At 33.0% G+C, this 13,221-nt stretch carries 10 protein-coding genes, 1 tRNA gene and 1 riboswitch; of the genes, 6 read left to right on the top strand and 5 right to left on the bottom strand.

What is annotated here, in order from left to right:
* The 3 genes from lptB to FWJ34_RS04840 all read right to left on the bottom strand — a co-directional run.
* Nucleotides 1-628 (bottom strand): LPS export ABC transporter ATP-binding protein (gene lptB, locus FWJ34_RS04830; protein ID WP_308254194.1); only part of this gene is annotated, 628 nt, incomplete at its 3' end.
* A 162-nt stretch (nucleotides 629-790) separates the two neighbouring features.
* Nucleotides 791-1,237 carry an LptA/OstA family protein gene (locus FWJ34_RS04835; protein ID WP_308254195.1) on the bottom strand — a complete coding sequence of 149 codons (447 nt, stop codon included), beginning with the start codon at nucleotides 1,235-1,237 and terminating at the stop codon, nucleotides 791-793.
* A 720-nt stretch (nucleotides 1,238-1,957) separates the two neighbouring features.
* On the bottom strand, nucleotides 1,958-2,572 hold the full coding sequence (locus FWJ34_RS04840) for a PAP/fibrillin family protein (RefSeq protein ID WP_308254196.1): 615 nt from the start codon (nucleotides 2,570-2,572) through the stop codon (nucleotides 1,958-1,960).
* Between the two features lie 242 nt (nucleotides 2,573-2,814).
* On the opposite strand from FWJ34_RS04840, the gene FWJ34_RS04845 reads away from it, so the two are divergent.
* The 3 genes from FWJ34_RS04845 to mutT all read left to right on the top strand — a co-directional run bounded on the left by FWJ34_RS04845 (nucleotide 2,815) and on the right by mutT (nucleotide 4,863).
* Entirely contained in the window at nucleotides 2,815-3,066 is a 252-nt protein-coding gene (locus FWJ34_RS04845) for a DUF3134 domain-containing protein (RefSeq protein WP_308254197.1), read from the top strand.
* Between the two features lie 231 nt (nucleotides 3,067-3,297).
* Nucleotides 3,298-4,287, top strand: coding sequence for a saccharopine dehydrogenase-like oxidoreductase (locus FWJ34_RS04850; protein WP_308254198.1), 990 nt, complete (start codon nucleotides 3,298-3,300; stop codon nucleotides 4,285-4,287).
* Between the two features lie 156 nt (nucleotides 4,288-4,443).
* Nucleotides 4,444-4,863 carry an 8-oxo-dGTP diphosphatase MutT gene (gene mutT / locus FWJ34_RS04855; RefSeq protein ID WP_308254199.1) on the top strand — a complete coding sequence of 140 codons (420 nt, stop codon included), beginning with the start codon at nucleotides 4,444-4,446 and terminating at the stop codon, nucleotides 4,861-4,863.
* Between the two features lie 124 nt (nucleotides 4,864-4,987).
* Here mutT and FWJ34_RS04860 read toward each other — a convergent pair whose 3' ends face one another.
* Together FWJ34_RS04860 and FWJ34_RS04865 are read right to left on the bottom strand one after the other, a co-directional pair.
* Nucleotides 4,988-5,140: a hypothetical protein gene (locus tag FWJ34_RS04860; protein WP_308254200.1), complete on the bottom strand. Its 153-nt coding sequence runs from the start codon at nucleotides 5,138-5,140 to the stop codon at nucleotides 4,988-4,990.
* A 99-nt stretch (nucleotides 5,141-5,239) separates the two neighbouring features.
* The gene (locus tag FWJ34_RS04865) at nucleotides 5,240-5,374 is read right to left on the bottom strand and encodes a hypothetical protein (RefSeq protein WP_308254201.1); all 135 of its coding nucleotides are present in this window, start codon (nucleotides 5,372-5,374) and stop codon (nucleotides 5,240-5,242) included.
* 39 nt (nucleotides 5,375-5,413) lie between these two features.
* A riboswitch (Glutamine riboswitch) is annotated at nucleotides 5,414-5,471 on the bottom strand.
* 346 nt (nucleotides 5,472-5,817) lie between these two features.
* Between FWJ34_RS04865 and FWJ34_RS04870 the strand changes: the two genes are divergently transcribed.
* The 3 genes from FWJ34_RS04870 (at nucleotide 5,818) to FWJ34_RS04880 (ending at nucleotide 13,071) form a co-directional block, all read left to right on the top strand.
* The gene (locus FWJ34_RS04870; RefSeq protein WP_308254202.1) at nucleotides 5,818-7,224 is read left to right on the top strand and encodes an Hpt domain-containing protein; all 1,407 of its coding nucleotides are present in this window, start codon (nucleotides 5,818-5,820) and stop codon (nucleotides 7,222-7,224) included.
* Between the two features lie 312 nt (nucleotides 7,225-7,536).
* The gene (locus FWJ34_RS04875) at nucleotides 7,537-12,858 is read left to right on the top strand and encodes an Hpt domain-containing protein (protein ID WP_308254203.1); all 5,322 of its coding nucleotides are present in this window, start codon (nucleotides 7,537-7,539) and stop codon (nucleotides 12,856-12,858) included.
* A 140-nt stretch (nucleotides 12,859-12,998) separates the two neighbouring features.
* Nucleotides 12,999-13,071, top strand: a tRNA-Glu gene (locus FWJ34_RS04880).
* Nucleotides 13,072-13,221: the final 150 nt, after the last annotated feature.

A 13,221-nucleotide genomic window follows, 5' to 3' on the forward strand; every position in this document is an offset into this window, starting at 1 on the left:
TATATGATCTGCTCGTAATAGCCAAAGTTTCTCTAACATTATGATCTGTAATTAAAATTCCCATATCTTTGTCTTTCAGATCTGCTATAATGTCTTGTATTTCAGAAACGGCTATGGGATCTACTCCAGCAAAAGGTTCATCTAATAACAGAAATTTAGGTCCTTCTTTACCCACTGCTAACGCTCTTGCTAATTCCGTTCTACGTCTTTCACCTCCTGAAACTTGAGAGCCTTTGGTATCTACTACTTTATCTAGTCGAAATTCTGAGATTAACTGCTCTAAACGCATTCTACGAAAACGGGCAGAAAAGTTTGTTTGTTCTAATACTAATTGGATATTTTCTTTAACCGTTAAATTACGGAAAATACTGGCTTGTTGGGTTAAATAACCAATACCTAATTTTGCCCGTTCATTTAGTTGTAAGCTAGTAATATCTTGGTCATCGAGATAAACATTACCTTCATTAGGCTTAACTAAACCAGTGGTAATATAAAATGTAGTAGTTTTTCCTGCACCGTTAGGGCCTAATAAACCGACAATTTCTCCTTGAGAAACCTTAATACTAACTCGATTAACAATACATCTTTTGCCATAAAATTTATGGATATTTTGTAACAGTAATTTCATTTAATAATTGGCACTTAAAAGTTAGTAAATAAATAATATTTCTTTTCAAAAAATAATTGTCAATAGAATTAAGATTATTCTAAATAGAGAAAACCAAATAATTAATTAATAATATCATATTTAAAATTGATTCTGTGTTAACTATTTAATAGTTATTAAAATTTATTTTTTATTTTCTGTTTCATCTACTAAATAAACAGATTCAACCTGTTGTTTTGTTTCAGGCGTAGCGATAAATCTACCTTCATCAATTAAATATGTCATACTTTCTGATCTCATAGTATTACCTTTTTGAAGAACATAAACATTCCCCGTTAAAACTAAACGTCTTTCTCTGCTAAAATATTGAGCTTGAGTAGAAGTAGCTTGAAGATCTCTAGCTGGATAGTTAATATAAACATTACCCCTAGCGGTAATTACTCCCGTTTCTGAATTAGCTTCTTGTATATCAGATCTTACCGTTAAAGGTTGTTTAGGAATAGCTGATTGGGCGTTAACTTGGTTAATCTTAAAATTGCTAGTGATAAGCCAAGGGGTGATTAAAGAGATAGCGAGTAAGGATGAATAAAAAGTTTTTTTGGTGTTAGAAGATATTTGTATAAGTTTCATAGGTATAAATGGCAAAATTCATGATCAATTTTACTTCTTATTCTAACGGATGACACCTCGCCGTTACACTATTGTTAGATTAAATAATGAAAATGAATTCCGTATTTTAGGTTTTCTTCATAAATAATTGTTAAATTTCTTTTTTCATTTCCTCAATAATTTTTATGGTTTCTACACTTATTTGACAAACTTTTTTTAGTAACTCAATTACTTCCTCTTTATAATCAGCAAATTTATAATTATCAAACTTTTGTGCGATTGTTTTATCTTTAGGTTTTTTATCTTTATATTGATGGATTCTTGACAGATTTTTAAGAATTTATCTCTTGCGTTAATAAACTTTTGATTGACTTTCTCACTCCCAGATTTGGTAACAATGGACTTAAGCCCCTTGCCTGACATATCGCTTTTGCCTAAATGATTGCCCTTGCCTGATGATATATCTGAGTCTAGGAGATCTTGACTATCAATCAGTTTTCTGAGACTATCTATTAAAATGGGTAAATCCTGACTAAAATTTGCGATCGCCCGAGGAAAATCTTAAAATAAAATCTCTATTTTTACAGTAATTATTAAGTAAGTTTCCAAAAACGACACGAATAGATTGTTCATTTCAACTTTCGCCAAAACGAATTTTATTTTCTAATTCTTGATAATATTGATTGATAAAAATACGAGACATAAAAAGGATTATTATTTATTTGGTAAAACCGTTATTAATTAACGTTTTTTATTTGCACTAACAAAACGCTCCAAGATAAAAATATTGCCTTCATTTCCTCTACTAATACGCAAATTTTCGTCTAAATAAGTAATTTCTAACCATCCTTGTTGATTATTATTACTAAAAAAACTCAAATTAAAATCTAAGGGTAAAAAATATTTTCCAACTTCAATTTTATCGATAAAATCATCAGGAGAAATATAACCTAATAACTTTTGTAATCCAATAATTGATCTCTCAAATTTTACCTTAACTCTTTTTGCTGATACTATTTCAACATTTGCAGTGACACTGACTAATCCTTCTAAGAAAGGTAAACTGTTGATTTGTGCAAGATTATAAATTTTACTCGTATCCGTACGAATACATTGATAAATTTCACCTAATTGTAACAATGGAATATTATCTAAACTCAAAATACTTCTGCTGGAGGTATAAAGCAATCGCCAATCACCGTTAACTAATGATAAATCATCAAAAGGATTGGGGTTAGGATTTTGATCTTCAAGTTTTTCAACAGCAGTTAAAATCTTAACTCTATCATTTTCTGTTGCCAATAAACCTCGATTTTTCTCTTGCAGAATTTTTAATAATTCGATTTTCAAACTCATAACCAATGTTAAGCAAAATTAAAATAATTAGTTTAGCCGTAGGTATTGTAAAGAATTAAATGTCACAGGTGTGATTTTTTTTGATTAATAAAAAAATTTTTATTCTCAACCTGAAAGCTAAAACCTGATATTTAAAACCTAACACATGAATGGTAACCTTAGCCCATCATAATTGCTATTTATAAAGAGAGAAATAAATGCTATGATAGTTTGTTGCTCAAATTTAAGTATTCATTGCTTTTATGAAAAATCCAGCTTTGCGTCAAGAGAAACGTTATGAACCTGCTCCTGTGATACCATTAAAACAAGATGGTTCTCTTTTAGATTGGTTAGACGCAAATAATCGCATTATTTATAGAGAAGAAAAAGAAGAAAAAGTAGTTCATTTAGGAATGCCTGAAGACGAAGAAATTTCAGATCTTATTGAAGGAGATGATGATGATTTTGAGGTAGATTTAGATGAAATTGATGTGGATGATGACGATCTTCTTTAGATTCTTTAATATCTTTCACCTAGCAATTATAACTCAATTTATGCACTTTACTAGCCCCACTTTCGATGAGGGGTTAGGGTAAAAACAAAAACTATTTATACAATTAAGTTACACTAGCTACCCTAGAACATAGTTACTTCAAAAGATAGTTTTTAAAACTCAAGAAATTCATCAAATTTTTTCAAAGAATAAGTTTATTAAAAAGTTAGTTATATTAAAATTAAAATTGTTATGAATAACCCAAAAATCAAAGTCGGAGTTTTAGGTTTTGGTGGTTTAGGACAAGCGGCAGCAAAAATACTACACGCAAAATCTCAAATGTGTTTAGTCGCTGTAGCTGATCAAAAAGGTTACGCTTATAATCCTGAAGGTTTAGATCCTGATACTTTAATTCCAGTGTATCATCAACAAGGGTCAAACGGATATTTGCCAAAATATGGTGTCTTGAGTAATAATAGCATTGTCCATTTGATTTCTCAAGCCCAAGTGGATGGTTATTTTTTAGCATTACCAAATTTACCCAATACTTTCATGGCAGATGTTACCCGTCAATTTATTTCTGTAGGTTGGCAAGGTGTTTTAGTCGATGCCTTGAAACGTACCAGTGCCGTAGAGCAACTACTAGAACTACAAGAAGATTTGAGTAAAGCTGGAATTACTTATTTAACAGGTTGTGGTGCAACTCCGGGATTATTAACTGCCGCCGCCGCTATCGCTGCCCAAAGTTTTGCTGAAATTCACCATGTAAAAATTACTTTCGGGGTAGGTATTGCTAATTGGGAGGCTTATCGTGCCACTATCAGGGAGGATATTGCCCATTTACCCCAATTTGATGTTGACAAAGCTAAAGCCATGACAGACGAGGAAGTAGAAGAATTTTTAGATAAAACTAACGGTATTCTTACTCTCGAAAATATGGAACACGCCGATGATATTATGTTAGAATTAGCAGAGATTTGCGATCGCCATCAAGTAACAGTAGGCGGTATCGTGGATACTCGTAACCCCAAAAAACCTATTAGTACAAACGTTCAAGTAACTGGGCGTACTTTTGAAGGGAGAATTTCTACTCATACTTTTACATTAGGGGATGAAACCAGTATGGCTGCCAATGTTTGTGGCACCGCTTTTGGTTATCTTAAAGCTGGAATTAAACTTCATCAACGTAATCTTAACGGCTTATTCACCGCCGCAGAAGTGATGCCTTCTTTTGTTAGATAACTAAAATAATATAGCAATCCTATGTAAGTTGTCAGATTTTTGGAGGTGTTAACTATCAGCTTTCAGTGGTCAGCTTTAAGGTATAGTTAATATTTACAGATTTATTTTTTAATCTTTAATTCTTCACAAATGATTTAGGATTGCTATAGATAGTTAATGATTAACAAACAAACTCATCAAAAAATTGGTGTTGCGGTAATTATCAATCAGAAACAAGAGATTTTGATTGACAAACGATTACCTACGGGGTTGATGGCAAATTTATGGGAATTTCCGGGGGGAAAAATAAAACAGGGAGAAACATATCAAGAGTGCATCAAAAGAGAAATTAAGGAAGAATTAGGGGTAGATATTGCCGTTAATCATCATTTAATCGATATTACTCATACCTATAGCGAATTTACTGTTACTTTATCTGTTTATATTTGTCAGATTATCACAGGTGAACCCGAACCCTTAGAATGTGCCGAAATTCGTTGGGTAACAATATCACAATTACATAATTTTGAGTTTCCTTCTGCTAATAAAGCCATAATTTCAGCTTTAGAAAATAATAATATTTTTACTTTTATTTAATCGTAAAAAATACCCATAAAAAAAGTCAGACAATAAATATCTGACGGGAAAAATATTTTAGCTTATTTTATTATCACTAAGTTATAACTTATCAACCTCAAAAGGTTAATTTTTAACTTGATTTTTATTTAGTATAATAGCTTTTTTCTGCTTCTAATTGAGCGACTAATGCCGTTTGCCCTTTAGATTTAGCCACTTCTAAACGATGCTCCAAAGTTTGAAGTAAAGAATTTCTGTGGGCTTGTCTTGCACTTTCAACTGTTTTTTGATTAATCATATTTTTACTCCTAATATTCAATAAATAAATAACTATTACACATATTTTCTGTTAAAATGTATTATTTATCATTCTAACAGAAATCATAAGAATGACTTACTACTCAAGACCAACTTGTTTAGCGGATCTTTCTAACATACTAGCTTGACGGTTGTGTTTACGTTGACGATTATCAACCATTAATAAACGAGCTTGTTGGCTAATTGAACTGACATTGTTTTGTTTAGCGTTCATAATACCGCCTCCTCTAATTTTTGATGGGTTTAGATTTGAGGCGCGTTCCTTCAGAATATTTACTTCTTACTTCCGTCTGCTTTTGCAGATGAACGATTTATCCTTACCTTTTTAATATAACAATAAAGTATCAAATTTGACAATATTTTTTGAAAAAAAATGCCATATTTTTTTATTACTATTTGTTTTTAACTATATTTAAAGCTATAAAAGTTAAGATATAGTAGAGTTCTGTGCTATTGAAGAAAAATAGATTAACTTTTTAAATATTGTTAAGATTTCTTTACTTAAATATCGTACTTGATTCTAGTTGCATCAAAGACAACAAGTGGGCTTTGTTTGCCGATATTGTAAAATATTATTCATGATTGATGAAATCAGTTGTTAAACTAAGTAATAGACACTAATCAATTATCCTTTGATCAAAAATCTTATTAATTGCCATGAATCCTCTAAATCAAGCATATCAATTGTTTATTGACGAAGTACCTGAATATTTACAACAAATCGAAACTGGTTTACTCAATTTGCGAGAGGATAAAAGTACTTCTACTGTTCATAATATGATGCGATCGGCACATTCCCTTAAAGGTGGTTCGGCGAGTGTTGGTTTACAAGGAATAAAAAATATTGCCCATAAATTAGAGGATTATATTAAGGCACTTTATAATGATGATTTGGTGATTGATAGTGAGTTAGAAGACTTATTTTTACAAGGTTATGACTGTTTAGCAATCCCTTTAAAAGAACAATTAGAAACGGGAAATTTTGATCGCAAAGAAGCTGAAAATAGAGCAAATAAAGTATGGGAAAAACTCGAAGAAAAATTAGGAAATGCCCTTAAACAAGTAGAAAATTATCTCCCTTCTTCCGAAGATTTAGGCATTGACATGGTAGCCTCAATTTTTGAAGTGGATATTGCCCAAGAAATACGCCGTTTAAAGGGTGTAGTTGCTTCTCCTGAAAGTTTTAACCCATCTCAAGAATTACAAGAATCCCTTGATATTCTCTCCGGATTAGCGGAATTTGTCAATTTGTCTGGTTTTTCCTTACTTACCAGTATTACTCAACAAGCCTTACAAAAACATCCTGATAAAGTCATTACCATTGCAAAATTATTGGTTCAAGATTTGGATAAAAGTCGGGATTTGGTGTTAACTGGCGATCGCATAGAAGGGGGAAATCCTTGTTCAGCATTATTAACCTTAGCACAAGATACCAGTGCAGAAGTTGAAATTGATGCCATTGAACAGTTAAGCCAAAATTATCAATTAACCTTTAATATAGACGATCCCAGCTATCAATTTTTTATTGCTGAAGTACCAGATTTATTACATAATCTTGAAAGTGGATTATTAAGTGTCAAAGAAAATAAAAGTATCTCTAAAGTTAATGATATGATGCGATCAGCACATTCTCTTAAAGGTGGTGCTGCCAGTGTTGGTTTAGAAGGAATAAAAAACATTTCCCATAAATTAGAAGATTATTTAAAAGCGTTATTTGATGAAAGTGTCATTGTTGATGATGAATTAGAAACTTATTTATTAGAAGGATTTGACTGTTTAAGAAATGCCTTAGAAGAGCAAATAGAAACAGGAAATTATCAGAGAGAATGGGAAGAAAATGCTTTAAATATTTGGGATAAATTAGGACAAAAATTAGGACATATTCAAGTTAACGATTATTTACCATCCTCTGAAGATTTAGGAATTGATTTAGTTGAATCCTTATTTGAAGTTGATGTTTTGCAAGTTATTGAGCAACTAAAAGAAAGTCTCAATAATTTACCTATTATCGAATTGCAAAATGAAGTAAATTTACAGTTAGAAATGGTAATCGGCTTTAGTTAAATGACAAGGTGAATTGGCTTAAAAAATATCGCCGATACTGTTGCTTTAGCGATTAAAAATTATCCCCATCGTATTCAACAAATTACCAGTTATCTAATTAACGATCTGACAGAAGCTCGACAACAAGTATTATTAGGAGATCGAGAACAAGGGGGGCAACCTTCGGCTACACTTCAGGAATTAGCAGGATTATTAGGCATTAACGATGCCAAAGATTCAACCCTAGATTTTAGCGAATTAGTTCAAGAATATAGAGAGGATGAGGTTACTGACATCCAAACAGCCTTAAATGAAGTTGACGATTTAGAAACCTTGAATAGCTCGATAGATTTCTCCTCAGAAAGTTCTCAGATATGGGCCGAAAACGTTGACTTTGGTGACTTAATCACTAATAATGAGAATTTTGAACTAAATGCAGATTTAGCCATCATGCCACTCGATTATGAGGAAAATAAGGAAGTAAATCCTTTAAATTTGGCTAATACTGATGATTTAATAAATCATTCTCCAGAAAATAGTCAAAAATGGACAGAAAATATCGAATTTGGAGATTTAATAGACTTTGCTTCTATGGCTTCTGATACTGAGACAAATCAAGAAGAAAATTACCCTGAATTTGGAGATTTAGTCACCGACACCGATGACTTTAATCAGCAAGAAGAAAATTACCTTGAATTTGGAGATTTAGTTAACGACACCGATGACTTTAATCAGCAAGAAGAAAATTACCCTGAATTTGGAGATTTAGTTAACCAAACCGATGACTTTAATCAGCAAGAAGAAAATTACCTTGAATTTGGAGATTTAGTTAACCAAACCGATAACTTTAATCAAGAAGAAAATTATCCTGAATTTGGTGATTTAGTTAACCAAACCGATGATTTTACTTTTGAGGAGAATATAGAAACAGACGATAATAGCATATCAGAACAACAAAAAGAGTTACAAGCTCAAGCCTATGAATTTTATCTTGAAGAAGCAGTAGATTTGATTGCCCTTATCGATAATGGTTTAGAAAATGCTCTAGAAACCAGAGATATAAATGAAGTAAATGAAGTTGCAAGAGCGGCTCACTCCCTTAAAGGTGGTGCCAGAAGTGCCGGTTTAGAAGATTTAGGTAATATTGCCTTAAGGGTAGAAAAGAGTTTAAAAGCTTTATTTAATGAGGATATTCCCTTGGATGATGACATCAAAAGTTATATTCGTCAAATTTACCAATTATTACGTCAACCTCTGATGGCTAGACTGGAAAATCAAAGTTTTGATGAAAAATTTGCCTTACAATCAATAAATGAGCTTTGGGCGGAGTTTGAAGGAAAATATGGAGCAGAAATTGCTAAATCTGAAGAATTTTTACCCTCTTCTAGTGATTTAGGTATTGATATTGCAACCTCGATTTTTGAAGTAGATGTGGTAGAGGGCATCGCTAGTTTACAATTCGCCTTAGATAAGGGTAACGAAACCGAAATGCAAGATTTAGTTTCCCAACAAATAGAAGTCTTTTCTGGTTTTGGAGAAATGTTAGCTTTACCCGGATTTGTGGCTATTTGTGAAACCGCAGCTAAGGCACTGGAAAATAATTCTTCTCAAATTACTGCTATCACCCAAGCCTTTATTAATAACTTGCAAATTGCTCAAAATTTAGTCATGGAAGGAGATCGAGAATCTGGGGGAGAACCTAGTACAGAATTATTAGCACTCGCGGGAGAAGTGGTAGCTGAAAATATTTCTGAAGTACCTGTTATAGAAAATACGGAGTTACCCATAGACACTACCGATCAATCCTATAGTTTCTTTGTGGAAGAAGCACCAGAATTGTTAGAAATTATCGAAAATGGCTTATTAACTCTGAGGGAAGAACGTAACACTGCTAAAATTCATGAGATTATGAGAGCGGCTCATTCCCTCAAAGGTGGCTCTGCTAGTGTAGGCTTAGAAGCGATTAAGACAATTTCTCACCAATTAGAAGATATTTTCAAAGTATTATATGATCCTAACATTGACTTTGATACCGAACTGGAAAGCTGGATTTTAGAAGGTTTTGATTGTTTAAGAAATGCTTTAACTCAACAAATCGAAACGGGAAGTTATAACTCTCAACAAGCGTTAACTACTGCGAAGGAAATTTGGGAGAAAATTAGTGGCAAATTAGGTACTGCCCTTAGTCGTGTTGATGACTATATTCCATCTTCTAGTGATTTAGGAGTGGATATTGTACAATCAATGTTTGAAGTTGACGTACAAGAAGAGTTACAGCGTCTCAAAGATGTCGTTAAAAATCCCACTTCTCAACCCTTAGCTGGAGAATTACGTGCAACATTGGAAGTATTTTCTGGTTTTGGAGAAATGTTAGCTTTAACCGGTTTTGCGGAAATTGCTAAGTTGGGGTTAATGGCTATCGAAAAAAATCCTACTTATGCCTTAACTATTATCCAAATTATCATTCAAGATGCAGATCAAGCCAGAGATTTAGTTTTGAGTGGCGATCGCACGACAGGCGGAACACCAAGTGATGAATTAAGACGTTTTGCCCAGAATTATATTAACCATCAGGAAGAAGAAGAAAACTATCAACTTGACACAGAAGAGGAAAATAATTTTGAGAATTTATCGTCTTTAACAGACGTATTCAGTGAAGTGGAATCCACCAATGAAGAAATTTTTAGCATAACTCCTGAAGATAAGCAAACACAAACTAATAATCCTTCTTTAGAAGATGTGTTTAACTTGAACGTAGATGAGTTTCAACTTGAAGCTATTTATCAAGGGATACAAAACGATGAACAAGATGATAATATTCCTTCCATTGAAGATATTTTCAATACAGAATTTAGTCAAGAAGAAATCGAACTTTTAGCTAAAGCTTCAGAGTTAGCTTTAGAAGAGGATAAAAATAATACTATTCCCTCTTTGAGTGAGGTTTTCTCTAATGTGGATATGTCGATGATTAATGAGATGGGAGAGGAAGAAGAAGACAATTCTCCTTTACCTTCTCTAAGTCAAGTTTTCTCTAATGTGGATATGTCGATGATTAATGAGATGGAAGAGGAAGAAGAAGACAATTCTCTTTTACCATCTTTCACGGAAGTTTTTTCTAATGTAGATATGTCGATGATTAATGAGATGGAAGAGGAAGAAGAAGACAATTCTCTTTTACCATCTTTCACGGAAGTTTTTTCTAATGTAGATATGTCGATGATTAATGAAGATGTAGAAGAGGAAAATAATCTGTCTTTAGAATCAGTATATGAGTCACAATCTTTATCAAATGAGGATAGAAACAAAGTTACACCATCTTTGAAGGATATATTTATCACCAAACATGATATTTCCTCAAATACGACATTTTTAGAAGTTGAAATAAATAACCCCGAAGTTAATAAAGTTAAACATCAGGAAAATCAATCAAAATCTACTACTTCAGAAAAAATTAATGATAATCAACAAACAGTAATCGGCATTCCCTTAAATCATCAGGAATCGGAGTCAACAACGAAAGAAAATCTCGATGAAGTAATTAAATCCATTGGCAATGTTTATCAAAAATTACCCGGATTAAAAACCCCTGAAGAAATTAACAATAGTTTTAATAAAAGGGTTAAAAAAGCACCTGAAAAATCTGAGTCTGACATTAAGGCTACTACTGTCACTTCTACTAAAACTAATTTAACCGTAAGAGTTGATTTAGAACGTCTTGAAAGAATGAATAATTTAATCGGTGAATTATCAATTAATCGTAACGGCTTATCCCTACAAAATGATAAACTACAAACTTCTGTCAGAGAATTATTAGAAAGATTTATGCGTTTCCAACAAATGGCGAATAATTTACGAGAGTTATCCGATAAAATGGTAGCTTCTCCTGATAAATTTCGTCCCCGAAGTGGCAACAAAAATCAATATTCTAATCTACCTTTAGCTATTCCTGATGAAAGTGAATTTAATTTAACCTCTGCTTTTGATTCCCTCGAAATGGATACTTATGACAATATGTATTATGTTACTCAAGGATTAATTGAGCAGATGATTCAATTAGAAGAGGCAGTAGATGATATAGCCTTATTTGCAGGGCAATCAGGGCAAACTGTTGAAAATCAGCGTCAGATGTTGAATCGTCTTCGAGATGAATTAATGTGGGCGAGAATGCTACCTTTAGGCGAAGTTTTAAACCGTTTTCCCCGTGTTCTTCGAGATTTATCAGTAAAATATAATAAGAAAGTCAATCTCAAATTAAGCGGTACAAGCGTATTGGTAGATAAAGCCGCTTTAGAAAAATTATATGATCCTTTAGTACATCTGATCCGTAACGGTTTTGATCATGGTATCGAAACCCCAGAAATTCGTAAACAACGAGGTAAATCAGAAACAGGGATTATCGAAGTCAAAGCCTATCATCAAGGAAATCAAACTATTATCGAAATTAAAGATGATGGTGGTGGTTTGAACCTCAATAAAATTGGACAAAAAGCCATTGAGCGTCAAATGTTAACTCCTGAACAATTAGCAGTTACAACTAAGGATAACTTACTCGATCTGATTTTTGAACCCGGATTTTCTACCGCCGCATCTGTTACCGAAATTTCAGGGCGTGGTGTTGGTTTAGATATTGTTCGTTCTCAATTGCGATCGCTAAAAGGGACAATCTCTGTAGATTCTGAACCCGGTTTTGGGACAACATTCACACTACGACTGCCCTTAACCCTAACCATCGACAAACTATTAGTATTAGCGGCGGGTAATCACTTTTATGCCCTTCCTTCCGATAATATTGAAGAAATTATTGTTCCAGAAAAACATCAATTAAAAACATCAGGAAATAAGCAATTTTTGCACTACGAAAATAAAATAGTTCCCATTTATTCCATGATAGACTTATTGCAATATCGTTGTTATGTAGCTGAAAATCCAAACACTAGCCTTGCCTTAGAAGTGTTACCGACACCCGAAGACTGGGGAAAACCTTTACTATTAATTGGCTTAGGTTTAGAATTATTCGCCATTGAAGTAGATAACCTTGTCAGTGAGCAAGAATTAGTCATTAAACCCTTTGGGAATGCCTTAACTGCTCCTAGTTATACCTATGGCTGTACAATTTTAGGAGATGGAACATTAATTCCCGTAATTAATACGGCTACTTTATTATCCAATTTCCTTGAGGTTAACCAACCGAATATATCCTCAAGACGGGGAAGTTTTAGTGGTGTAAGTGTTAGTAAAAATGACAGTAAACCTGTTAATGCTTTTCAAGCCGCTTCAGTCTTAGTAGTTGATGATAGTGCTGCTATGAGACGAACTTTGGCCCTTTCTTTAGAAAAATCAGGCTATCGAGTTATTCAAGCCAAAGATGGGAAAGAAGCCCTCGAACAATTACAACAAAGTGCAAACATCAGTTTAGTAATATGTGATATTGAAATGCCAAATATGAACGGTTTTGAATTTTTAGGGCAAAGAAGACGCTACCCTGAATTTAATAAAATCCCTGTAGCAATGCTAACTTCTCGCAGTAACGATAAACACAGAAAACTAGCTACCCATTTAGGGGCAGATGCCTATTTCACCAAACCATATATTGAGCAAAAATTCTTACAATCGATTAAATCATTAATAGATCAAAAATCTCCTGTAAACGTATAACATTATCGGTTGACGAGGAATAATTTTTAGCTGATGTAAAAAAACTGAAAAATAGTTGACAGTCATTAAAATATTCGTTATATTAATAAATGTGCGTTGAATGAAGGGAAATAAGACCTCCATTAATTACCACAACCTAAGCCCCCATCGTCTAGAGGCCTAGGACACCTCCCTTTCACGGAGGCGACAGGGATTCGAATTCCCTTGGGGGTATGAAAAAAAAGTAAAAATTTAGAGTCTCAAGCAAGGCTCTTTTTTTATAGATTGTTGAGGGATAAATCCGTTAGATTCAATATATCTAAAGTTTGATAGTTGTGGTATTTAAAAAAATCAATACCAAGCTAAGTATTTATTCACTTTTAT

The sequence above is a fragment of the Geminocystis sp. GBBB08 genome, assembly GCF_016743215.1.
Classification (GTDB): domain Bacteria; phylum Cyanobacteriota; class Cyanobacteriia; order Cyanobacteriales; family Cyanobacteriaceae; genus Geminocystis.